Annotated in this window: 22 protein-coding genes and 1 riboswitch; of the genes, 19 read left to right on the forward strand and 3 right to left on the reverse strand. The window is 34.1% G+C overall.

Annotation, left to right across the window (positions count from 1 at the left end; all coding sequences use genetic code 11):
• Positions 1 to 180: 180 nt before the first annotated feature.
• From CEY12_RS11345 to ribB, 9 genes are all read left to right on the forward strand, one after another.
• Positions 181 to 762, forward strand: coding sequence for a TetR/AcrR family transcriptional regulator (locus tag CEY12_RS11345; RefSeq protein WP_228409681.1), 582 nt, complete (start codon positions 181 to 183; stop codon positions 760 to 762).
• A 22-nt stretch (positions 763 to 784) separates the two neighbouring features.
• Positions 785 to 1,519: a sialate O-acetylesterase gene (locus tag CEY12_RS11350; RefSeq protein WP_089027805.1), complete on the forward strand. Its 735-nt coding sequence runs from the start codon at positions 785 to 787 to the stop codon at positions 1,517 to 1,519.
• A gap of 40 nt (positions 1,520 to 1,559) precedes the next feature.
• Complete coding sequence (locus tag CEY12_RS11355) at positions 1,560 to 2,807, forward strand: serine hydrolase domain-containing protein (protein WP_089027806.1); 1,248 nt, start codon at positions 1,560 to 1,562, stop codon at positions 2,805 to 2,807.
• Between the two features lie 176 nt (positions 2,808 to 2,983).
• A complete protein-coding gene (locus tag CEY12_RS11360) occupies positions 2,984 to 3,487 on the forward strand; it encodes a DinB family protein (protein ID WP_089027807.1) in 504 nt (167 codons plus the stop codon).
• A 3-nt stretch (positions 3,488 to 3,490) separates the two neighbouring features.
• The gene (locus CEY12_RS11365; RefSeq protein WP_089027808.1) at positions 3,491 to 4,012 is read left to right on the forward strand and encodes a DinB family protein; all 522 of its coding nucleotides are present in this window, start codon (positions 3,491 to 3,493) and stop codon (positions 4,010 to 4,012) included.
• 74 nt (positions 4,013 to 4,086) lie between these two features.
• Positions 4,087 to 4,821, forward strand: a complete 735-nt coding sequence (locus tag CEY12_RS11370; RefSeq protein WP_089027809.1) for a hypothetical protein — start codon at positions 4,087 to 4,089, stop codon at positions 4,819 to 4,821.
• Positions 4,822 to 4,908: 87 nt separating this feature from the next.
• On the forward strand, positions 4,909 to 5,688 hold the full coding sequence (locus tag CEY12_RS11375) for an alpha/beta fold hydrolase (protein ID WP_089027810.1): 780 nt from the start codon (positions 4,909 to 4,911) through the stop codon (positions 5,686 to 5,688).
• Positions 5,689 to 5,836: 148 nt separating this feature from the next.
• The gene (locus CEY12_RS11380) at positions 5,837 to 6,301 is read left to right on the forward strand and encodes an anthrone oxygenase family protein (protein ID WP_089027811.1); all 465 of its coding nucleotides are present in this window, start codon (positions 5,837 to 5,839) and stop codon (positions 6,299 to 6,301) included.
• A 481-nt stretch (positions 6,302 to 6,782) separates the two neighbouring features.
• Positions 6,783 to 6,908: riboswitch (FMN riboswitch) on the forward strand.
• 90 nt (positions 6,909 to 6,998) lie between these two features.
• Entirely contained in the window at positions 6,999 to 7,646 is a 648-nt protein-coding gene (ribB, locus tag CEY12_RS11385) for a 3,4-dihydroxy-2-butanone-4-phosphate synthase (RefSeq protein WP_089027812.1), read from the forward strand.
• Between the two features lie 76 nt (positions 7,647 to 7,722).
• Here ribB and CEY12_RS11390 read toward each other — a convergent pair whose 3' ends face one another.
• Positions 7,723 to 9,810, reverse strand: a complete 2,088-nt coding sequence (locus CEY12_RS11390) for an outer membrane beta-barrel protein (protein ID WP_089027813.1) — start codon at positions 9,808 to 9,810, stop codon at positions 7,723 to 7,725.
• 193 nt (positions 9,811 to 10,003) lie between these two features.
• On the opposite strand from CEY12_RS11390, the gene CEY12_RS11395 reads away from it, so the two are divergent.
• Positions 10,004 to 10,756 carry a DUF3575 domain-containing protein gene (locus CEY12_RS11395; protein WP_089027814.1) on the forward strand — a complete coding sequence of 251 codons (753 nt, stop codon included), beginning with the start codon at positions 10,004 to 10,006 and terminating at the stop codon, positions 10,754 to 10,756.
• 19 nt (positions 10,757 to 10,775) lie between these two features.
• Here CEY12_RS11395 and CEY12_RS11400 read toward each other — a convergent pair whose 3' ends face one another.
• The gene (locus tag CEY12_RS11400) at positions 10,776 to 13,640 is read right to left on the reverse strand and encodes an SIR2 family protein (RefSeq protein ID WP_089027815.1); all 2,865 of its coding nucleotides are present in this window, start codon (positions 13,638 to 13,640) and stop codon (positions 10,776 to 10,778) included.
• Positions 13,641 to 13,907: 267 nt separating this feature from the next.
• Here CEY12_RS11400 and CEY12_RS11405 point away from each other — a divergent pair, with 267 nt between their 5' ends.
• The 4 genes from CEY12_RS11405 to CEY12_RS11420 all read left to right on the forward strand — a co-directional run bounded on the left by CEY12_RS11405 (position 13,908) and on the right by CEY12_RS11420 (position 18,679).
• On the forward strand, positions 13,908 to 14,585 hold the full coding sequence (locus CEY12_RS11405) for a response regulator transcription factor (RefSeq protein WP_089027816.1): 678 nt from the start codon (positions 13,908 to 13,910) through the stop codon (positions 14,583 to 14,585).
• Positions 14,582 to 15,850: a sensor histidine kinase gene (locus CEY12_RS11410; RefSeq protein ID WP_089027817.1), complete on the forward strand. Its 1,269-nt coding sequence runs from the start codon at positions 14,582 to 14,584 to the stop codon at positions 15,848 to 15,850. Before CEY12_RS11405 ends, CEY12_RS11410 begins: the two co-directional genes overlap by 4 nt.
• Before the next feature lie 102 nt (positions 15,851 to 15,952).
• Positions 15,953 to 17,365, forward strand: a complete 1,413-nt coding sequence (locus CEY12_RS11415) for a porin (protein ID WP_089027818.1) — start codon at positions 15,953 to 15,955, stop codon at positions 17,363 to 17,365.
• Between the two features lie 21 nt (positions 17,366 to 17,386).
• Positions 17,387 to 18,679: an MFS transporter gene (locus CEY12_RS11420; protein WP_089027819.1), complete on the forward strand. Its 1,293-nt coding sequence runs from the start codon at positions 17,387 to 17,389 to the stop codon at positions 18,677 to 18,679.
• 63 nt (positions 18,680 to 18,742) lie between these two features.
• Here CEY12_RS11420 and CEY12_RS11425 read toward each other — a convergent pair whose 3' ends face one another.
• Positions 18,743 to 18,955 carry a hypothetical protein gene (locus CEY12_RS11425; RefSeq protein WP_089027820.1) on the reverse strand — a complete coding sequence of 71 codons (213 nt, stop codon included), beginning with the start codon at positions 18,953 to 18,955 and terminating at the stop codon, positions 18,743 to 18,745.
• A gap of 396 nt (positions 18,956 to 19,351) precedes the next feature.
• Between CEY12_RS11425 and CEY12_RS11430 the strand changes: the two genes are divergently transcribed.
• The 5 genes from CEY12_RS11430 to CEY12_RS11450 all read left to right on the forward strand — a co-directional run bounded on the left by CEY12_RS11430 (position 19,352) and on the right by CEY12_RS11450 (position 24,366).
• Positions 19,352 to 20,203 carry an alpha/beta fold hydrolase gene (locus CEY12_RS11430; protein WP_089027821.1) on the forward strand — a complete coding sequence of 284 codons (852 nt, stop codon included), beginning with the start codon at positions 19,352 to 19,354 and terminating at the stop codon, positions 20,201 to 20,203.
• Positions 20,203 to 20,676: an RNA polymerase sigma factor gene (locus tag CEY12_RS11435; RefSeq protein WP_089027822.1), complete on the forward strand. Its 474-nt coding sequence runs from the start codon at positions 20,203 to 20,205 to the stop codon at positions 20,674 to 20,676. Before CEY12_RS11430 ends, CEY12_RS11435 begins: the two co-directional genes overlap by 1 nt.
• On the forward strand, positions 20,663 to 21,256 hold the full coding sequence (locus CEY12_RS11440; RefSeq protein ID WP_089027823.1) for a hypothetical protein: 594 nt from the start codon (positions 20,663 to 20,665) through the stop codon (positions 21,254 to 21,256). Before CEY12_RS11435 ends, CEY12_RS11440 begins: the two co-directional genes overlap by 14 nt.
• A 72-nt stretch (positions 21,257 to 21,328) precedes the next feature.
• On the forward strand, positions 21,329 to 21,943 hold the full coding sequence (locus tag CEY12_RS11445; protein ID WP_089027824.1) for a class I SAM-dependent methyltransferase: 615 nt from the start codon (positions 21,329 to 21,331) through the stop codon (positions 21,941 to 21,943).
• A gap of 59 nt (positions 21,944 to 22,002) precedes the next feature.
• Entirely contained in the window at positions 22,003 to 24,366 is a 2,364-nt protein-coding gene (locus tag CEY12_RS11450; RefSeq protein WP_089027825.1) for a patatin-like phospholipase family protein, read from the forward strand.
• Positions 24,367 to 24,468 lie beyond the last annotated feature (102 nt).

Here is a 24,468-nt window from a genome sequence, read left to right on the forward strand (position 1 = left end):
CTTTTATTCAACTTTATTAGTCTCTCTAGAGTTTTGGCTTTCAGTTAAAATTTCTGATACCAGATTTTTATATGTATTTAAAATAATATACATTTGCATTTATAATTAAATGAACATTCATTTAATTATAAAACAATAATAATAAAGCATATGCGAAACCGGGACCTTAACAAAGAAAATATGATCAGACAAAAAGCAATCGAAATTATTGTCAAAGATGGTTTGGATGGTTTTACGATCAGTAAATTGGCGAAAGCGTGCAATGTCTCTGTTGGCACTCCTTACGTATATTACAAAGACAAAGATGACCTCATCATTAAATTGGTAATTGAAGAAGGAAATAACATGGAAACCCTTATTAATGAAGGATTCGATCCTAATTCTTCATTCGAAGAAGGGCTTCGTGTACAATGGACGAACAGATACCATTATGCAATCAAAAACCCTTTGCTCCTCCCCTTCTTTGAGCAGATCAATAATTCTCATTACAGCCAGCAATTTGCTCAAATGTTCAATGAAAAACCGGGAATGTTTATGAGTGAATTCAAAAACAATCTTTTGAATTTTATTTCAAATACTGTACAACGTGGAGAGATTGACGAAACTTCATTTGAAATTTATTGGTCAATTGCTTTTGCTCCTTTGTATAATCTGCTACGCTTTCATCAGCAGGGAAAAAGCATCAGCGGATTGCCCTTTGTCCTTACCGATGAAATGGTGTGGACTACATTCAGCAAAGTTTGTAAGGCACTAAAAAAATAATTAAATCAAAAATACCAGAATAATGATACACTCATTCTTAATGATAGGTCAGTCTAATATGGCTGGTCGTGGATTCCTAAATGATGTTCCTCCTATCCATGATGAAAAAATAAAAATGTTGAGAAATGGAAGATGGCAAATCATGGCAGAGCCCATTAATTTTGACAGACCTACTTCAGGGATTAGCTTAGCCGCTTCTTTTGCATCATCCTGGAGATTGTTCCATAATCAGGAAGATGACATCGCTTTAATTCCATGTGCCGATGGTGGAACAAGCCTTGATGATTGGTCGGTAGATGGTCCTTTATTCCAAAATGCCGTTTTTCAGGCAAAAGCCGCACAGAAGATAAGTACCTTGAGTGGAATTCTTTGGCATCAGGGAGAAAATGACAGCTATGGTCAAAACTATAAATCTTATATAGAAAAACTAAGCCTGGTCATAAAAATCCTTAGAGATGAACTTAATGTTCCAGATATTCCTCTTATCGTCGGAGGATTAGGTGATTTTTTAAAGGATGGTGTCTATGGCGAATATTTTGTTGAGTATAATGAAGTCAATGAAGCATTAATGCAATTTGCAAAAGATCATGATCATTCCTACTTTGTAACTGCTAAAGGTTTAACTGCTAATTCTGACAACATTCATTTTGATGCTGTTTCTCTCAGAAAATTCGGCTTAAGGTATTTTAAGGCTTTTGAACAAAAGACCGATATTCTAGGAGCAGTAGCTGGTGAGGAGCAAATGATAAAAATGTAATATATTGGCTTTGAGAAATGTCTTTTATAAAAAGTCTGCTATGAAAAATATAAGTTCCGTTGTTTGTATTTTCCTGATCATCTTATCGCCCGCACAAGGCAACCGTTCAAAAGAATTTACAAAAATTCAGAATGAACTAACAGATCGATTAACAAAGATCAGTAAAACAACAAGTTTTAATGGATTTGGTGTCGCACTGGTTAACGACAAGGATATTCTCTACCAGAACGGATTTGGAATTGCCAATGTTGACACCCACCAGAAATATGATGAACACACTGTTCAAAATATTGCTTCTGTTTCAAAGACACTTATCGGAATTGCTCTTCTCAAGGCTCAGGAACTGGGGAAATTAACATTGGATGATCCTGTCAATCAATATCTTCCTTTCCATGTTACAAATCCTTACTATCCGGATATTCCAATTACCATCAGACAGCTGGCCACTCATACTTCTTCCCTTACTGACAATGATTCTTATTTAAAGAATACTATTGTTTTGAAAGATGACAGCAACCTCGACAGCGACTTAAAAATTGATATATCTCCTACAAAATTCAATCCTCCTACTGCTAAGGTTTCTATTGAAGAATTTTTAAAAAATGTCCTGGTGGAAAATGGCAAATGGTACTCAAAAGAAAATTTTACAGATAAAAAACCAGGAGCCGTTTTTAATTATTCCAATATCGGAGCAACCCTTGCAGCATTAGTTATTGAAAAAGCAACAGGAACAACGTATGCTGAGTTTACAACAAAATACATTTTAAAGCCTTTAAAAATGAACCATTCGGGATGGAGCTTCAATACCATAGATTTTTCCAAATACACCCGAACCTTTATCAATAAAACCACAGCCTATCCTTATTATTCATTGAATACTTATCCTGACGGTGGCTTACTTACAACCTCTGATGACATGAGTAAATACATATCTGAATTGATAAAGGGGTATTTCGGAAAAGGGACTATTCTTTCAAAAGAAAGTTTTAAAGAATATTTTACGCCACAACTTAAAGAAGAGAATTTCGTTGAAAGAAGCAATAGTGAATATAGTGATGAATATAATATGGGAATTACCATGGGCTTTGGTTCTACAGGTAATTTTGGGCATACAGGCGGGGATCCCGGAATGAATTCTGTCATCTGGTTTTTTAAAGATAAAAAAATGGGAAGGTTTCTGATCGTCAATACAGACTGGGATAATAAAGCTTCAGGAAAGGATCAAAAGGCAATTTATGATCTTCTGGACGAATATTTTATAAAACTGGACAAGCTTAGCAGGCTTTAGCAAAAAAAAGATTAAAAATAATTTGATCACTTATTTTCCTGATATCAAGAGTTTATATAAGACAATACAAACGGGCTTTTTCAGTCCGTTTTTTATTTTACAGATCGAATGGGTATTTTACTTATTTTTATCCTGTTATAATTATTATAATACATTAAAAAACAAAATCGATTACTATGAGCTTAAAAACTTTGACCACTAAAAGCGTTCAATACAACAACTGGGTAGTTAATAAATATATTGACTGGCTTTCCACCAAATCTGATGAACAACTAAATCAGGAAGTAATATCCAGCTTTCCAACGATCTTAAAAACACTGCATCATATCTGGCAGACTCAGGAATATTGGTGGAGCCATATCGGTGAAAATAATGATTTCGACTTTGAAAAAACATCCAATACAAACAGCAAAGAGGAAATTTTCAAGGCCATCAAAAACAATTCCCAGATGCTTGTAGATTATGTAGAAAGTCTTTCCGAAGAAGATTTAGCAAAAAATGTAAAGATCGAATCTCAGTGGTTCCAGTGTGATTTTTCAAAATACGAATACATTCAACATGCTATTATACACGGAACTTATCATAGAGGACAAATCGTAACCATGGGAAGAAATGTTGGAATTACCGATGCCCCTATGACCGATTATAATTTCTGGAACATTTATAAAGACCAACAATAAGCAATGCCATTCAATTTAAATAAAGCAGTAGAAATCCTTGAGCGTACCCCAAATGTTTTAACACTCATGTTAGACGGTCTGAGTGACGAATGGATTTATAATAATGAAGGTGAAGAAACCTGGAGCCCTTTCGATGTGATTGGTCATTTGATCCATGGAGAAAAAACGGATTGGCTCGTCCGGACAGAGCTTATTCTTTCAAATGAAGACAAAAAATTCCCGGAGTTTGACAGATTCGCACAGTTTGAAGAAAGCAAAGGAAAAACGCTATCTCAAATGTTACAGGAATTTCAGAATCTGAGAAAAAACAATTTGGCAGCTTTACAGGATAAAAAGATAACAATTGAAGATCTGAACAAAACAGGAGTTCATCCTACGTTCGGCAATGTCACCCTGAAGCATCACTTGTCTACATGGGTTGCTCATGATTTAGGGCATATTGCTCAAATTTCCAGGGTTATGGCCAAACAGTATAAAGAGGAAGTTGGTCCATGGAGAGCCTTCCTTCCTATTTTAGATCGATAGATCAGGGTTATTCCTTCACATGGAAGATCAATTGAGAAGTAACGTAAAACAATAAAATCTAAATCCTATAAGTCATGAAAATAATAAGATATTTACTAGTTTTTTTATGTATTTGTTTTACGTTTATTTCATGTGAAAAATCTACTAAGATCACAGATATTTCTGAAATAAAAGCGAAAATAGAAATATACCAGAGTTTATCGGATAAAAATGACAATACAGTTTCTGTCATTTTATATGACAAAAAGAATAAAGAGATTGTCAATAAATCCATCAACATATTTGTGAATGGCAGGAAAGCTGATTATAAAGTTATACAGAGTTTATACTACAGCAAAAATTATTATTACCGTACAGAAAATATACCCCCTGAAAACGATATGTATGAACTGAAAATTCAGTTACCAAATGAGAAAAAATTTTTATTAGGAAGTGGATCAGCACTTGCGTTAAGTAATCCTGATAAAATCATTTATAACAAAACAGCTCCTTTGAATAAGGATTATTCTATTCAATGGTCAGATCTTTACGATGTGAATCATTTAAATATCACCAAAAGTGTTCAGGTAGAAAATACACAAGATCCTACTATAACAATGCTTGTTGATGAGCCGGATGACATCATCAATATCACCTCCAATGGAAACTATGTGCTCAAAAAAGAGAAACTTAACCTGCCTAATGGAAAGTTAAGGATGATGATTCTAAAATTTACAGCTAAGAAAACAGGAACCCTTAATCCCGATCTTCTTAAAGAGAGTACTTTTGTCATCGATGGTAATCACCAGAAACTGATTGATTTTAAATAAAAATAGCTGCAATTTTATTTTCATTTCATTAATTTCACTATTCATTTTTGTAAATTAGTTTGTTAAAAAATTGCAATCTATCGTGTTATGGAAAAATACGCACAATCTTCAGATGGTCAGAAAATCCACTATAGAGAATCAGGTAAAGGAAATATTTCAATTATTTTTGTCCACGGATGGCTGGGGAATGTAGATTGGTGGACTGACCAGGTTGATTATCTCAAGAATCAATTCAATATCATACAAATGGATCTGGCGGGGCATGGAAAATCCGACAAATCCAGACAAAACTGGAACAGTGATCAATATGCTGAAGATATAAAAGCTGTAGCTGATCAGATTCAATCACAGGAAATTATACTTGTAGGGCACTCAATGTCTGGCGCATATGTATTGGAAGCTGCGTTGAAAATCCCAAAACTAAAAGGTGTTATTTTAATTGATACCATTAAAGATCTCGACGAACAATATACAGAAGAAGCGGTTGAAGAGTTTTTATTCGTCAATTACCGAAATGATTTCAAGAATGCTGTAGAAAACATTCTACCACAATATCTTTTTGCAGAGTCAACTCCAGCTCCGGTAAAAGAAAGGATACAGCATGAGTTTCTTCAAAGTACTGGAGAGACAGCTGTTGAGTTACTCAAGCCTTTATACCAAACAGATTTTAGAAAAGCGGCAGCACAGATCAACGTTCCAGTCCGAGCCATCAATTCTGATGCACAACCTACTAATATTGATGCAAACCGTAAGTATTTAAAAGATTTTGATTATGTAACAATAGAGGGTGTCGGCCACTATCCTATGCTGGAGAAGCCTACTGAATTTAATCTTATTCTTGAAAATGTTATAAAACAACTGATGTAGGCTTTTATCTCTACACCTTAAAGAATTAAAAACCCGTCTTACAATAAGAACGGGTTTTATTTTTAAAATTATAATCCCGAAAAACGACCGATTTGTACAATTTTCAATTCAGTATGTACTATAATTTTGTCTCATAATACCATTCATTATGAGACCTCTTATTTTATTTGTATACATCATTATCGGAAGTGGGATATTGTTTGTTAACATTTACAATTCCCTTATTGACGCTCCGAATTGGGGAAGAAACATTCCAGACTCCCTTGAAACGGCAAGAAATTATTTTCAGCAAAAAACACCAGGAGATTTTTTTAAAATTGTAGGTATGTCTTATCACCTCATCGGATTGGTTACTATCATTTTGCTATGGAATTCATATCCACAGGTGAAAGGATATATGATTCCGGCATTTGTCCTTTTTATACTCGCTGATGTATTAACGGTCGTCTATTTTTTCCCAAGGAACAGTATTCTTTTTGAACAAAAACCTATTGATATCAAAGCTGCGGTTCAAGCATGGAAAGAATGGAGCAGAATGAACTGGATACGCTCATTACTACTGTTGACAGGGATTGTACTTTCTTGTATCGCCTTGCACAGGACTTATAGATAGTTACTTTAGCTTATTAATGTACTTATGGATAAAATAATAAGAACGGCTTCCATCCGTCACTTCGAGTAGGCTTTCGAAGAAAGGCGTATCGAGAAGTTGTCTACACAGGTTCTCGATACAAAATTATTTTCCACGTGCGTTGCAAATAATTTCACTCGAACTGACGATTTTTAGACTATAACAATAGAATGACAAAAACCACTTCCATCCGTCACTTCGAGTAGGCTTACGCAGAAAGGCGTATCGAGAAGTTGTCTACACAGGTTCTCGATATAAAATTATTTTCCACTTTCGTTGCAAATAATTTTTACTCGAACTGACGAATTTTCCCTTTAATTTATAACCTTTTTACTCTATTAAAAAAATTCAATAAAAACCTTTCCCCATTTCAAAAAACTTCCCGAAATTAGCGGTCTGTGCGTTAAATATCAATTAATGAATTAAAAACAAGTAAACAAAACATACAGTAAAACTTAGCATAAGTTTTCTTCGGGGCAGGGTGTAATTCCCTACCGGCGGTTACAGTCCGCGACTCCTTTCTTTTGAAGGGACTGATTTGGTGAAATTCCAAAACCGACAGTTAAAGTCTGGATGGGAGAAGAAAATGAAACAATCAATAGGGTCATCTTATGGACTTATTGATTTGTATTTCATTTCCATGTACCGAAGTGTATTTTAACTTTTAAAGTAAAATAACATGGAAAAATTATTAGAAAAATTCGGAGTTACCTCCAGAGAACGTGTAGAAAATGCACTTTTAAAATTACAACAAGGCAAAGGTATCCTTTTAGTAGATGATGAAAACCGTGAAAACGAAGGTGACATCATCTTTCCCGCCTCCACTATTACAGAACAAGACATGGCACTTTTGATCCGCGAATGCAGCGGCATTGTTTGTTTATGCATTTCAGAGGAAAAAAGTAAACGTCTCAATCTCCGTCCGATGGTGGAAACCAACAACAGTAAGAATCAAACAGCATTTACCATTTCTATTGAAGCCAAAGAAGGTGTTGAATCAGGCGTTTCAGCGAAAGACCGTGTAACAACGATCAGGACAGCGGTTGCAGAAAATGCTATAGCGGATCATATTGCAAGTCCTGGGCATGTTTTTCCTCTTATTGCTAAAAAAGACGGTGTTTTTGCAAGAAGAGGGCACACTGAAGGAAGTGTAGATCTTGTAAAAATGGCTAATCTGGGTGATGATGCCGTACTTTGTGAACTGACCAATGAAGACGGTTCTATGGCAAGGCTTCCTGAAATTGCGGATTTTGCCGTAAAAAAAGGAATGAGCGTGGTCACCATTGAAGATATTCATGCCTACCGTAAAATGATCAGTCAAAACTAAAATATAATAACTTAACGCACAGAAAACAGCTCCGGATATTAGTCAGGAGCTGTTTTTACTTTAAATAAAATGAGAATTAAAAAGTGGCTGCAGGAGCTGTTGAATTATTGAGCTTTTTCTCAAGATTCGTTTTCTTACCTTTTGAAAAATCGTAGCTGAGCCCAAGAACAAACATCGATTTATTATTTATAATCTGGCTGTTTCGGGAATAGTTAACCAAACTTTCCGGAAGACTTTTGGTTTTATATTCCGAAGGCATTCCCAACCAGTATAATCCTGTAGAGAATGTCCAGTCTTTATGTTTATAATTGACAAAAATGTGATTTGCATTTTCATTCGTATTGAGAAATGCACCGCTAAGCAAATAAACAGGAATATTAAACTGATACTGTACTGAGAATGATTTATATTCTGAAGACAATTCTAAGTTATTCGCGATATAATTATTTTTGATCAATGCTCCTTTGCTGGTTCTTATCGTTTCTGATGAAGGGGCAATCATCGCTTTGATCACAAGAAGACTGTTTCCAAAAGGTTTATAGGAACCTGTAAGCTGCAGTCCATACTGTTTCGAACTTTTTGCATTTTCGTAAGTAAGAGCATACCCTCCAAAGGTGTCGTCCATCACATAAAACTGGTTGATGGTACGTCGGGTATCTGAATAGAATAAATTGGCATTGAAATCAAAATACTTATTATTTAAGGAATAGATCAGGTTATTTCCCCATGTTAACTGTGATTTAAGATAGGGATTTCCTTTTTGTACAATGTTGGGTGCCATCTGAACCACGTTGCTGCTTAATGCAGCACTCCACGGGCTTTTCGGTTTATAGCTGCTGGTCAGACGCAGACTCTGATTCCCTTTAAGCTGATATCCTAAAATAACTTTCGGGGTAATGGACCATTCATCAAAAGTAGTTTCGGCACTTTTATTATGAATATTGGTCAGCCCCGCACCCACCCGGTATGAAAACTTATCAATTTTACCGGAGAACTCGGTATAAAAATACTGCTCTAAATAATTTACTTTGTACTGTGAGAATCCTGCAAGATTCTGGAGATCGTTAGCGATGGACGTATTGGAAATACGATAGCCGGAAGACAGCTTTCCACTCTCAAAATCATGAGTATGAGCGATCTCTCCCACAAAACCAGTCTGTTTAGCTTTGAGGTTCATATCATTATCAAACACTGAATTCCCTGAAGAGGTAATCCACTCTTTAGTAAATTCGGATGTATCGGTGGTAAAGTGAGAACCCACAACATTCAAACTTAATTCATCTTTTTTACTTAGTTTTTTTGAAAAATACAAATCAAGTGTTGGCGTTACATAATCTGTACCTCCTCTTTTCATCATAGTATGCCCTTCTGTAACATCATCTTTTGTAAACGTACTTTCTCCGCTACCATTAACGAAAGTATGAAGGATATTCATATTCAATTTCGCTTGGAATGAATAATTGTCAGGAACCGTCCGGGTATATCTTAAAGCAATACTCTGATCAGTATATCCAAAGTGATCTTTCTTATTTTCATCGGAAAGATAACGGGTATTATTGAGCTGATAATCATAGATACTGTGTACTCTTCTGTTATCATAATCCCTTAAATTCATAGAATACTCTAAGCCAAAATTATTTTTACCTTTCGTATAGTTGGCATATGCTGATCCATTAACGAATCCTGTATTTAAAGCAGACATTACATCGGCTCCAAAAACATATCCTGTCTCACTGGATCTTGTAATCACATTAATAACTGTGTCCGCTCTTGTTGCCCATCTTGCAGGTGGGATATCATAGTATTCCACCTTTACCACTTCACTTGGTGCTATGCTTCGGATCTGCATATCCGTAGCTTCAATTCCGTTAATAAGGAATAAAGAAGTCCCTCCTTTGGTACTTTTGAGGGTATTCGAAATAGGGTCAAGCTGCAGTTCAGGTAATGTCTTCAGCAGGTCTTTTGCATAACGTGCCTTTTCTAATGCTGCTTTATCAAAAGTATATACTGCTTTATCCGCAAATTGTTTTTTACGTTGAGATTTTATAATCACCTCCTGGATTTCTGCCGTTTTTGTTTTATCAATCGTGTCATTTTTAATGCTTTCCTGCGAAAACACAAAAACTCCACAAAGAAAAAGGATGGCACTTATTGTTTTTTTCATGTCAGAAATAGAATAATATAAAATATGACAAGCAGAATCTGATATGTATTACATGATAGAGACATCCAAACCATGAATAAAGTCATAACTCACATTATATAAATGTTTTATTTTCATTTAATTATTCATTTCTATTCATTATTGCCCACTTTTTGCTGCAATCTCTACTAATACAATTATTAAATTTAAAGGCATGAAAAAATGTTTGCTATTTATCCTTCCTTTTCTTGTGTCGACAGTTTCAGCTCAGGAAGCCGGCAATGTTTCTTCAGAAAAGATGAATATTGTTAAAACCAATGTTACGGCTTATGCATTCCGGAATATTAATTTATCCTATGAAAGAGCCTTCAATCAATGGTTCTCTGTGAATATTGGGTTTGGGACAATGCCGGAAGGTAAGGTTCCCTTCATTAATGCATTTTTAAAAGATAAAGATGAAGACCGATTTAAAAATCTTAAAGTTAAGGCTACCAATTTCACAATAGAACCTCGTTTCTATCTTGGTGCAGGGTATGGTAAAGGATTTTATATTGCCCCCTACTACAGGTATTCAAAAGTAAGTTCTAATACATTTGATTTTTATTACGATTTTAAACCAACCAATGGAGTTACGTATGAAATTCCACTTAAAGGAACCGGAGATACCAGTGGTAACAGTGGAGGATTAATGGTTGGAGTTCAGTTTTTCCTGACCAAAAGTCAAAATTTAGTTTTAGATTTTTGGATTGCGGGAGCTCACTATGGCAGTGGAAAAGGAGACTTTACCCTTACCAGTGATTATCTTCTCACCCCCGAAATGCAGCAACAGCTTAAAAAAGAAATTGAGAACCTGGACATCCCATTTGTAAAGTATTCTGTAGAAACCAATGCCAATGGCGCCAGGATAAAAGTGGATGGACCTTGGGCCGGATTTAGAAGTGGGTTGTCATTGGGATATAGGTTCTAAAAAAATCTTAATTCAACAATTATTGATTATATTGCTTTAATAAATTTTTAAATCTTGTTTCGTTTTCATATTTATTTTTGATATCGGGAAACAGGCTTTTAGCTTTGGCTCCAAGTTTAACAGCTTCTTCAAAAAAATGATAAAAATTTTCTTCGTCTCCCAGCGAAGAATATATAACAGCCCGAGTTCCAACAAATCGACTTTCTTTAGAAATTTTTTCTGCTTTATCAATTTCAACAAATGCCTTTTCGGGCTCTCCAACCATTCTATAATAATTTGCAAATAAATTAAAAACTTCTGAGTTTTTGTATTTTTCAGATCGATTAACCTTAATTAATAATACGTGTGCAGTTTCTAATAAATTTAATGCTAATAGTATTTGTACTTTATTTAATAAAATATGTACATTATTTTTTTCAATCTTTAAGACCATTTCAATGCTTTCTAAAGCCTTTTTAAACTGTCCAGATTTATAATACATCATACTAATACCTTCTCGAAACTTTATGTCTTCGTCGTTTAATTCTACAGCTTTTAAGTAAAGTTCTTCTGATTGTTCATATTCTTCGAGTTCTTCATATATTGAAGCTAATAAATAATAATCTTGTTCTTTTTCAGTAGACATTTTTAAAGAAGTCTCACCCATATTTAACGCTTCGTTATAATTTTTAAGCGAATACAGAGCCCAGCCCTTAATTCTGTAAATAGCAGAATTTTTATCATCTTCTACAATATATTTATCACTAAAGAAAATAACCTTTTCATATTCTTCATTAATATGATACAAATTAATTAAATCTATCAAATTATTCAAATTACTATTTTCTATAGTATATACTTCATGTCTTATTTCTATCGCAGCCTTAAAGTTTTTTTCATTAAAATGACAATTGGCCAAATTAATTAAAACCATTACATCCTTAGGTTGCAAATTCAAAAATTTGTCAAAATTCAATATTGCTTTTCCCCATTGTTTTTCTTTATAGAAATAAATTCCAAGTACTCTCAATCTTTCTTTTTCACTTAAAAGATACTCTTTTAAAGAAGTTGAAGTTAGTTTTACTTGTGTTTTGAGTATTTCTTTATTTTGAAATGTTGGAAAACTTTTTGCAAAACTAACAAACTCTTGAATATATCCCGCATAAGGATAAAACCCTTTATTTACCAACATATGCCCACGAAAATAATCTTTTGATTTTTGAGAAATTTCATTATTATCCATTTCTTTGAAATCGCTATTACATATTAAATATTTTGCAGAATCAGGAAGTGGGGATTTACTTAATGAATCGATAAATTCTTCTATATTTCCGCCTTCGTAATTATCATAAATTTTTGAAAAAAAAGGATTATCTTCCTTAAAAAAAGGTAAAAAATAATTAAATGGTTTATGAAAATGGGTATTTTCAAATATTCGTTCTGAAAAATTAAATCTGTCCGCTCCAAATATTATTAAATATTCTAAAATTTGTTGACAAGAACTTTGGAATTGTAAATTAAGCGTTAGTAACTCAAGTTTTTTAATAATTTCAGGAAAACGTAACCATTTATTACCTAAATGATTTAGCATTACAACTAAATAAGTTAATGCTCTTTCCCAAACTTTTTCTTCATTATCATTTAAAAAATCTATTAATAAGAGAATTTTCTTTTTATCTATAGTTTTAAATACTAACAGACTACATGCAAGTGCCGAGACAATTTGACTTCTGTGAAACCAAGTATGATTAGTTGTATCAATTCTAATTGTATTTGCTCTTTCATAGATATCAATAGAGAGTTCTTCACTAGCATAAATAGAGTCAAATAATGATTCTAAATTAGCATCCTTATAACTATCATCAATTTTTCTTAAATAATCAATTTCACCAAATACTAAACGAATATATTTACTTTTTAAATCATCATATTCATTTTGTAAATTTTTATCATTTGGAGTTTTCTTGATTTCTTCAATCTTATTTTTGATTATTTTTGGAAGGTTTTCAATATCCTCATCATTTAAAGAAATTTCATTCGCCAAATTCAACATCTCATTATTAATACGAGTATTAGTGTGTTTTTTTTTATCAATAAGCTGTTCGATATAATATTTTAATGAATCCCCCCAATCTTTTATCTTAATTCCTTTTATATCATAATGCGTAAAATCCTCATCTTTTGTAGTAAAAACAAAATGTTTATTTATAGTATATCCTTCATAAAGTTTTTTTATTTTATCAAATAGACTATTAACATATGGGTCTGTAAGACTGAAGCCTATAAAAAGAAATGTTTTCCCTTTATAGAAAGTAGATAATGCATCTTCATTTGGATTTTTTGGATTATATATATTTTCATAATCACTTCTAAAAACTGTCATGGTTTTCGGATTTGAATAATCACCATGAATTTTATACAAAAACTCAGAATCATTATTCTGACTTTTAAGAATTTGAAAAATGTTTTGATTATCAAATGTTTTAATATTTGGCCTTAACATATTTGCTTCCAAAACAGAATCATAATTAGTGGTTACAATTTTAGATGATAGCTGCCAAATTAATTTATGAATTTCAGAATCCAATTGACCTTCTTTAATTCTATTTTCTATTAAGTCATAAATGATTTCCTTAGATCTAGCTTTATATTGATCCCCATGTTTTTTATTTGTCTCCAACTCTTCCAGTATTTCAAATAATGTAGTAGAATTATTTTGCAGTTGGTTTTTGAGATTTACAAAATTTAAAGTGGAGATTGAACTGAATTCTTCGTTTAATTTATCCAAAACACTTATTATAAGATTTTGCCAAGAAGGAAAATTTAACGGCATTGAACAACCTGCCCCTACAAAAATTACAAGTTCATTATTTTCTATTGCCTCAATCAATTTTGGTTCTATCATTCGTGCTTGATTTTACTTTTCCGGTTATTTTTTTTAAATATAATTTTTTTTTTTTAAATAACTATTATAATCTGAGCCATCTATATTTTAATTATACACCAAGATTCTTTACAAATAATCATATAAAGTAATATTTTTGAAGATTAAAGTAAAATTCTTAATATTGTTAGTACTACACAAACTTTGGATTAAACTATATTTTATCTAAACAAAGATGTCTGTCATAACTTCTTAAGAAATTAGTGGCACTCAATTAATCTATTATTAATGAAAATCCTTATCATAGAAGACCATAAAGACCTCGCTTCCAATATCACGGACTATCTTAAGAAAGAAGACTACGTTTGTGAAGTGGCTACCAATGCAAAAGAAGCCTTGGAGAAGATCGAGCTTTTTAAATATGATTGTATTCTTTTGGATTTGATGCTTCCGGACGGAAACGGATTGGAGATTTTGAAACACATTAAAAATGATGCTCCCGAATCGAGTGTTATTATTGTATCCGCAAAAAATTCTTTAGATACTAAACTGACAGGTTTAGATGAGGGAGCTGATGATTACATGACAAAACCATTCTCTTTACCAGAATTACACTCCCGCATAAAAGCAGTTCTGAGAAGAAAAACTCCGGAAACCAACCGTATTCTCAGTTTCAATGAGTTTAGTATTGATCTGGAATCAAAAGAATGTAAGGTCAACGGTCAACTGCTGAATCTTACTAAAAAGGAACTGAATCTGCTGATCTATTTCATCAACAATCAGAACAGAATGCTTTCCAAACAGGCTATTGCCAGCCACCTTTGGGGAGATTATACCTATAGTGTTGATAACATAGACTTCGTATATCAGCATTTAAAGAACCTGCGAAAAAAAATCATTGATGGCGGAGGTAAAGATTATTTACAAACCGTTTACGGACTGGGCTATAAATGGATTGATAAATGAATTTAAGTTTCCGTTTTGCCAGAGCATTTACCCTATTGGTATTTTTTGTCCTTACCACAGGCTTTACAATTTTATACTTTGCCTTTGAAAGAGCGACGATGCGCTCAGCTATCCTCAAGCTTGAAGACCTTAATGCCTACGTTACCAATAAACTGGCACAAGACTCTACTTATGATTACCTCACCTTTCATCATCGTCAAACCCAGGTTAAAATCCTTCCACCTAACTATAAGAATACGAAAGAGAAAATAATTGAAGAAAAATACATCTGGAATAAAAGTGTACAATCTTATATTAATAAGATCACTGTTATCACGTACCCGGTCATTCATAAGAAAAGATATGCCATAACAAGTGTCCGGTATATAACGATCATCGAAAACCATTTTCTCATAAGCATTATCATGGTCGTTGCCTGGATTATGGTCTTTCTTATTATTCTTACCATTATTGTAGGGGTGTTGGTTTCAAAAAAAATTCTTGAACCCTTTTATCATGCGATAGATGAAATCAAAAAATTCAGTCTAAAAGATAACCGCTCCATGAGTTTAATGAAAACGGAAACCGAAGAGTTTAAATCTTTAAACAGATTCTTACTGAAAATGTCGGAGAGTTCAAAAAAGGACTACCACTTATTAGAAGAGCTTTCTGAGAATACATCCCATGAGCTGCAAACTCCATTGGCCTCCATTAAAGGAAAAATAGAACTGCTGATGGATAGCGACCTTTCTGAAAAACAACTGTCCACCCTTTCTTCTATGAATGACGAACTGGACAGACTTTCTTCCATTAATCAATCCCTTATTCTATTAGCAAAACTTGAACATTTTGAAAAAAATGATTCCCATCATATTAATTTTTCAAAACTGCTTACTGAAAGACTTCAGTACTTTGAAGATATTTTTGAAATCCAGAATCTTACATTAACAAAAGATATTCAGGAAGATATCTACCTTAATTTTGATGAGAACCTGGCAATCATTGTTGTTAATAACCTTATTAACAATGCCAAAAGACACAATATTGAAAATGGAAAGATCTCTGTAACTCTTACAGAAACCTATTTTCAGATTTCAAATACAGGAAATTCACCCACCATTCCTACGGAAGAATTATTCAAAAGATTTAAACGTGGAAACCCCGATCAAAACTCAATTGGGATCGGTTTGGCACTCGTGAAGAAGATTTTGGAGATTTATGACACTGAAATCACTTATCATTTTGAAAGCAATCTGCATACTTTAAAGATAAATTTCACAAAATAAAATACTGAAATTCAAAAACATAACAACAAATATTCAATTCTGATTAAAACTTCAGAAATTCTTCAGAATTTATCTATTGTTTAGGTGCAAATAAAAGCATCAATGAAAAAACTTTTCATCATTTTCGGTTTAGCTGCTATACAATACTCTTATTGCCAGGATACCATCAAGGCCATTAAAATCCCTGAAGAAACGGTAGTGGAAAAAAATCCACTGGATATTGGAGAGCTTAAAATTAACCTGAATCCAAAAGGAGATAAGTGGTTGAAATTTGGTATTTCCAGTCAGATCTGGTTGCGAAGTATTGACAATAATCCGGGTACTTTGGTCAATGGTGTTCCTCAGGAACAAACTTATGATGCTGGAATAAGAAGAATGAGATTAACCATTCAAAGCCAGCTTACTCCATTTTATTCGATCTTTTTACAAATGGGAATCAATAATCAGACTTTTATTTCAGGAGGCGGAACCGGGACCGGAAATAATGGAGCAGGAAAAAAAGCACCTTTCTTCTTCCATGATGCGTATAATGAATTGGCTATCATTCCCAGAAATGATTTTCAGACCGGCAAACCCAATAAGAACAACCTATATTTTGGAGCGGGACTTCACTCATGGAATGGGGTCAGCAGACTCACCAATGCAAGTACTACTAAAATGCTGGCAGGCGATATTCCTGTTTTTAATTTTCCTGCCATAGAAATTGCCGATCAGTTTTCACGACAGTTTGGTGTTTTCGTCCATGGAGAATTTGATCGTTTAAATTATAGATTCAGTGTCAACAAACCTTTCGCAACGAACCTAAAACCCACTGTAGGAGGACCTGCCGTAGATAATAATCAAAGTGGGAAACTATCCTATTCAGGATATGCATTTTACCAGTTTTTTAATAAAGAAACTACAGTAACTTCATTTTTACCTGGAAATAATCTTGCTGCTAAAAAAGTCTTCAATATAGGAGCTGGTTTTTACAGTACTAAAGACGGTACCCAATCCCAGCCTTTAGAAAATGTTTTTGAATCACATGACGTCAATGTTTTTGGAGCTGATGTTTACTCAGAACTTCCCTTAGGAAATAAAAATAAGGAAATGGGACTGACCCTGTATTCTGTTTTTTATAATTACAATTATGGTCCCAATTATTTAAGGGTAAGCGGACTTCTGAATCCGGGAACTTCCGATCCCCAATTTACCGGACAAAGAGCTTTGGAAGGAGCCGGAAACAACAGAATTCTGATGGGAACAGGAAATATCTGGTTTTCGCAAGTAGGCTTCGTTCTCCCAAAATTCAGTAAGATCCTGAAAGTACAACCTTTCTTCAACTATGCATTGAAAGACATGAAAGCGCTTAATCAGAATGGAAATTATTACGACGTCGGAGCCAATTTCTATTTATACGGTCAAAATGCAAGAATTGTTGTACAATACAGCAGCAGGCCCTTATATGATCTGGTCTCTAAAACAGTTTTCGACAGAAAAGGAGAATTTTTATTATCCTTACAAATTATACTTTAAAAATTTAATATCTTACCCCATATGAATACGACTCAAATTACAACCACTCAAAGGATCAAAGCCATTGTCGGTGGTTCCATTGGAAACCTTGTGGAATGGTATGACTGGTATGCTTACGCTGCCTTTGCCATCTATTTTTCCAATTCGTTTTTTCCTGATTCGGATCTTAATGCACAACTTATGAACACGGCAGGAATATTTGCCGTAGGTTTTCTAATGCGTCCCATTGGTGGATGGCTGTTCGGAAGTATCGCCGATAAGATCGGAAGAAAAAGAGCAATGACTCTTTCTGTTTTGCTAATGTCATTTGGTTCTCTATTGATTGCCCTTACACCGACGTATGAAACTATTGGAATTTTAGCCCCTATCCTCCTATTAATTGCAAGACTGTTACAGGGTTTAAGTGTAGGTGGAGAATATGGTGTTTCAGCAACCTATCTTAGTGAAATGGCAACGGAAGACAGAAGAGGCTTCTATTCAAGTTTTCAGTATGTAACATTAATTGGCGGACAATTGATTGCATTGGGTATCCAATTGATTTTACAAAAGGTATTATTAACCGAAGCGCAACTAGAAGATTGGGGCTGGAGAATACCTTTTATTATAGGAGCAGCATTATCTGTGATCGCACTATATCTACGGGCCAACCTTCATGAAACAGAAGCTTTTGAAAACAAAAAGGAAGTCAGCGAAAAGAAAAAAGGAACCATTAAGGAACTTTTAAAACATCCCAAAGCACTCCTTACTGTAGTGGGATTAACTTTAGGGGGAACCTTAGCCTTTTATACCTATACGACTTATATGCAGAAATTTTTGGTGAATACCGTTCATCTTTCGAAAGAGCAGTCAACACTTATTTCCTTTGTCTCATTATTTATTTTCGCATGTCTTCAGCCTGTATTTGGCGGATTATCGGATAGAATCGGAAGAAGACCTCTCCTTTTAGGTTTTGGGATTTTAGGAACTATTTGCACAGTACCTCTCCTTACTGCATTGAGTACAACAACTTCTATGTGGGGTGCCTTCTTTTTAATTATGGCTGCTTTAATTATCGTAAGTGGTTATACTTCTATTAACGCTGTAGTTAAAGCTGAGCTTTTCCCATCTGAAGTAAGAGCACTTGGAGTTGGACTTCCTTATGCTTTAACGGTTGCTATTTTTGGAGGAACAGCAGAGTACATTGCTCTTTGGCTTAAGCAAGCTAATATGGAACATTACTTCTATTGGTATATTACTGCCTGTATTTTCTTCTCACTCGTTGTCTATGCACGAATGAAAGACACCAAGGAAACCTCAAAATTGAATAAGGATTAAAAATATACAGGTCATTAATGAGACGCGCCACAGAAATTCTGTGGCGCGTCTTTTATTTTTATCTTAGCTGTAAGCCTGTCTGAATTTGACAATAAGGTCATCTAAGTTGTGACGCTGCACATAAATTGTTTTCACCTCCTCATATCTTGGAGATTTATAGAACACTTCATGAAAGTCCATGCTTCCATTACCTACTTTTACGACTTTTTTTACTTCGATATTTAATTTTCTCAACTCGTCTTTTAGGACTTGAAATTCATCTTGTATATTATTCATTGATATTTTTGGATTTAATTAAAAAACTACGACTTTTATTTACAACACCCCTTTTATTTTTAGGGGCAATTATAAATTCCTACTAAATTTAGTAAATTTTCGAATACGAAAATAAGGTTTACTAAAATTTTTATTAATTTCTATAGGATGCAAAAACTATACCTATTATTATAGGGATCGCATAATAATTGAAAAAAAATCATTGTTAACCCTCAGAAAATGAGAACAAAGCGAATAAATACGACTTTATTTCATTTTACGAAAGATTTAAAAACCCAGAATCCAAGGGCATTCGCACGTATTTCTCATCATATTTCAAATTAATTTAAAAATTTTGTAACATTTTAAAAGGTCCTGTATCTAAAAGATAAATTAACCATTAAAATTTAGAAAAAAATGAAAAAGCTTACCGTATTAACTGTGATATTATTGTTCTTAGCTCTATGTGCTAATGTGTTTGGACAAGCAAAACCGTATCCATTTGAGGTAAAAAGAACAGGACAGGGGAAACAAACTTTGATTTTCATTCCCGGTTTTGCCTCCTCAGGTGATGTTTGGAATGAAACAAGAGCAAAATTCGAAAAGAACTTTACTTGTTATACTTTAACCATGGCAGGGTTTGCAGGAACAAAACCACAACCTGAAGCTACCTTCAAAAACTGGGAAAGTAAAATTGCAGAATACATTACTGACAATAAGATAGAAAAGCCAATTATTGTTGGCCATAGTATGGGAGGAGGTCTGGCCCTGGCCCTGGCTGCAGACTATCCGGGATTAATTGGCAAAATAGTCATTGTAGATTCTCTTCCCTGTTTAGCAGCATTAATGAATCCTTCTTTTACCGCTAAAGAAAATAATGATTGCTCAGCGATGATCAGTAAGATGACAGCAATGACAGATGAACAGTTTCATCAGATGCAGATGAAATCGATCCCACAACTTTTAGCAGACACTACAATGCAGGAAACTGTTGTTAGTTGGAGTGACAAATCTGACCGTACAACTTTTGCAAAGATGTATTGCGATTTTTCGAATACTGATCTAAGGGAAAAAATAAAAAATATTCAATGTCCTTCTCTTATTTTATTAGAGTCTTATTTTACTAATTTTAAACCAGCCATAGAAGACCAGTATAAAAATATGAAAAACGCTAATTTACAATATGCCACCAAAGGATTACATTTCATCATGTATGATGACAAGGAATGGTTCTTTACCCAATTGAATAATTTTTTATCTACCAAATAATGGCATTTGAAGAAATCTACCAACTGTACTGGCAAAAGATATTTCGTTTGTGCATGGGGTATGTAAATGATTCTGAGTCGGCACAGGATCTGGCTCAGGAAACATTTATCATTGTCTGGCAGCAGCTTCCAAAATTCAGGAATGAATCTTCTATCGGAACATGGATATTCAGAATAGCTTCTAATAATTGCCTGCGACAGATTGAAAAGGAAAAGCGATTTACAAAAACGGATCTCCCCATTAATTTAGAGGAAAAAAAACAGGAATCCATGGAATCTGACATCCAGCTTCTTTATCAGTTTATTTCAGAATTACCTGAAACAGATCGTATCATCATCTCTCTGGAATTGGAAGATTTAAAGCAGGCGGAAATTGCTACTATCGTGGGTCTCTCAGAATCCAATGTCAGAGTAAAAATTCACAGGATAAAAGAAAAACTAACTCAAAAGTTTAAGCAACATGGAACCTACTAATATAGATTTTAAAAATATCTGGCAAAAACAAAAAGTAAATCAACCGGATATCAAAGACCTTCTCAATAAATTAAAGCAGTTTAAAAGTAAAAATTTACGAAAACTGATTATCGCCAATATCCTTTTGACGCTAACCGGTGTTTTCATTATCCTTATCTGGCTGCATTATTTACCAGAATTTGTGAGCACCAAGATTGGTATTGTTCTGATTTTATTAGCGATGACAGTGTACTTATTTGCTTACAATAAAATGTTTGCTCTTTTTTATAAAACAGATGACACCCAACCAAGTACGGAATATTTAAAAAATTTGTATTTGATCAAAAACAGGCAAAGATTCATGGAAACCAGGATGATCAATACTTATTTCATTATGCTGACTACCGGGATCTGTTTATATATGTATGAATATGCTTCCCGTATGAGCATCACCATGGCGATTGTCACCTATAGCATCACATTGCTATGGATAGGATTTAATTGGTTTTATGTCAGACCGAGAACGATCAAAAAGCAACAAACAAAACTCAACGAGCTGATCAAAAAATTTGAAGATATCAGCCAGCAGCTAAAAGAGTAAAAAATGTGACATAAATCATTTTCAATTGTCGTGTCTTTTGTAATTTAGCTTGCATTAAATACGACATTCTTTATGAGCTCACCAACCAATAAAAACCACTGGGAAAAAGTTTATGAAACGAAAACCCCTGATCAGGTAAGCTGGACACAGGACAGACCGCATATTTCTCTGGATTTCATCGCGTCTTTTAATTTGGGGAAAGAAGCAAAAATAATTGATATTGGTGGTGGTGACAGTAACCTTGTTGATTTTTTATTGGACGAGGGATATCAAAATATTACTGTACTTGATATTTCCGAGGCAGCCCTAGAAAAAGCAAAAAAAAGACTGGGGAGCAGAGCAGAGAAAGTAACCTTTATTTCAACGGATATTACAGAATTTGATTCAGAAAATTTTTATGACATCTGGCACGACCGGGCCACTTTTCATTTTTTAACCCAACCGGAACAGGTCTGTACATACCTCAGCATTGCAGAAAAAAACATAAAAGGTTATTTGGTATTAGGAACTTTTTCTAAAAATGGGCCGACAACCTGTAGTGGACTGGAAATCCAGCAGTACGATGAGGAATCGATGACAAAAAAGTTTGAAAATAAGTTTGAAAAAATAAAATGTGTTTCAACTGACCACACTACACCTTTTAATACAATTCAAAACTTTACATTTTGTAGCTTTAGGAAAAGTTAACACTTGTAATCAGTAACATAATACTTATTTTCGCTACTTCTTAAGTAATATAATTCAAGATGAAAAATATTCTTACTGTCATTCTTTTAGCTGTATTTTCCTTATTATCTGCACAAGACTCTATCAAAAAAGTATCACCCATTACAAAAGATACAAAGTTTGGATTGGCTCTGAGTGGGGGTGGCGCCAAGGGATTTGCACATCTTGGGATTTTAAAGACAATAGACTCTTTGGGTATAAAAATAGATTATATCACAGGAACGAGTATGGGCGGAATTCTCGGCGGACTGTATGGAATGGGATATAATGGTGAGCAACTAAAAGAAATGGTGTATGGAATGAACTGGAAGAGAATTCTCAGTAATAAAATCCCATATAACCAGGTCAATATAAGTGAAAAAGATGAATACAATAAATACATCCTTGAATTCCCAGTCATCAATGGAGCACCATCATTGCCCAGTTCTTTTATAGAAGGTCAGTATATGGGTGAAGTCCTTAACACCTTAACTTTTCCTGCAAAACATATTAATGATTTTAGCAAACTTAGAATTCCCGTAGAATTAACCTCATCAGATATTGTAAATGGAGGACTTGTGATGCAAAAGAAAGGATCACTGGCATTAGCCATACGTTCTACATTAGCAATACCCGCTGCTTTTGCCCCGGTTTATATAGATGGAAAGCTTCTCGTAGATGGAGGACTTGACAGAAATTTCCCGGTAAAGGAAGTAAAAGACATGGGCGCTGATTATATTATCGGAGGGTATACAGGATTCCGTCTATTTACAAAAGAAGAGATTAAGAATCCCATGAAAATGATCTATCAGACCCATGCATTCCATTCTGTTCAGGATTTTAATGAGCAAAAGAAAATGTCTGATATTCTCGTAGACTTTGTAACTCCACTGAATGATTATACGACAAAGGACTTTAGAAAGTATAAAGAAATCATTAAAATCGGGGAACAAGAAGCTAAAAGACATCTTCCGGAATTTATTGCTCTTGCGAATGAGCAACGTAGGCTGGGAATCATCTATGATCATAAGCTTATTGAAGAAGTAAAGAAACCAACCATACAGTTTACGTACAGCGAAGATAACGGCACCCCTATCGTTAATCCATCTGAAATTGAAGCTATCAAAAGCCTGATGGGTCTCAGGGAAGGCAATTATTATGATGCAAAAACAGTAAATGCTGCGATTGACAGGGTGTTTGGAGTCCGTCAGTATGACAGGGTTTATTATACTTATACCGATTCTGAGAATGGATTGATTATGAATATTTTCGTAAAAAGAGCAACACCGAGTACATTTAAACTGGCGCTCCACTACGATAATGAACAATCTGTGGGGATTATCTTAAATTATACCTACCGGGATTATGCAGAAGGAAAATTCCGTGCCTTAGCAACAGTTGATATTTCCGAACGCTTCAAGGCCCGCCTGCAGTTTCAAAAATTTCTGGACACGGACTATCGGTGGTGGGTCAGTCTGGAGGGAAACATTTCTTTTCTAAAAAGTAATGATCTCCTGTTAAGATTTTCTGACAATGACAGTGAAGATAACAATTTGTTTTTTCCCAATTATATCTATAGAAATATTAAGGCCAATACAGCCATTAATTATTCAATTCATCCTAATACTATAGCCTCATTCGGATTAGAATTCAATGCCGAGAAACTCAACAGGTCTGTAGACAGAATAAGCCAGACTTTTACGGATCTCTACAGCAAGAAGGTTTATTATCATACCAATCTTGATCTGTATTTTAAATTCAACCAAAATAGTTTCAATACCAGATACTATCCAACTAAGGGGAACAATTTCCAATTCATTACCAAATATTATTTTGGCGATCAATATGACCTGTATGACCTCAAGGAAATACAGCCCCAACTCTATGACTATTTAAATCCAGGAACTGAAGGATATTACAAACCCAAGAATCTCATCAGCTTAACGATTAATGAAAATTATATTGTTCCAATCAATAAAAGACTTTCTGTAAAAGGAATTGCATTCTTAGGAACTAATTTCGCTCCCCAGACTCTGGGTGACTCGGAAGGGGTACCTTATTTCTTTCTGAATCAAAAATTTAATCTTGGGGGAAGTGAATTTAACTTTGATGGTATGAGCCCTGAGTTTAATGGTTTCAGACAAAAAGAAGTTCCGATGAATTCCGTTGCTAAACTAGGATTGGAAGTGCAGTATCGCATTTACCATAAGCTTTATCTTACGCCTTCTTTCCACTACGCAACTATAAGTGATGAACTCTCTCCTTTTAAAAGCAATACAAAGCTCATTGGATATGGACTTAATTTAGGGTACGAATCACTTCTGGGACCGATTAATGTAAATATATCAAGAAACGACGCGCTTAATATCTGGAGAGCCTATTTTAGTATAGGTTTCAAATTCTAAACTTAAAGATTTTATTGAAAGTAAGAATTGTTTAAAAGATTTTATAAATATTTTCGTTATCACTACAAAATACACGACCACTTAGGGAAATAGAATCCAATG

It is taken from the genome of Chryseobacterium sp. T16E-39 (assembly GCF_002216065.1).
Classification (GTDB): Bacteria; Bacteroidota; Bacteroidia; order Flavobacteriales; family Weeksellaceae; genus Chryseobacterium.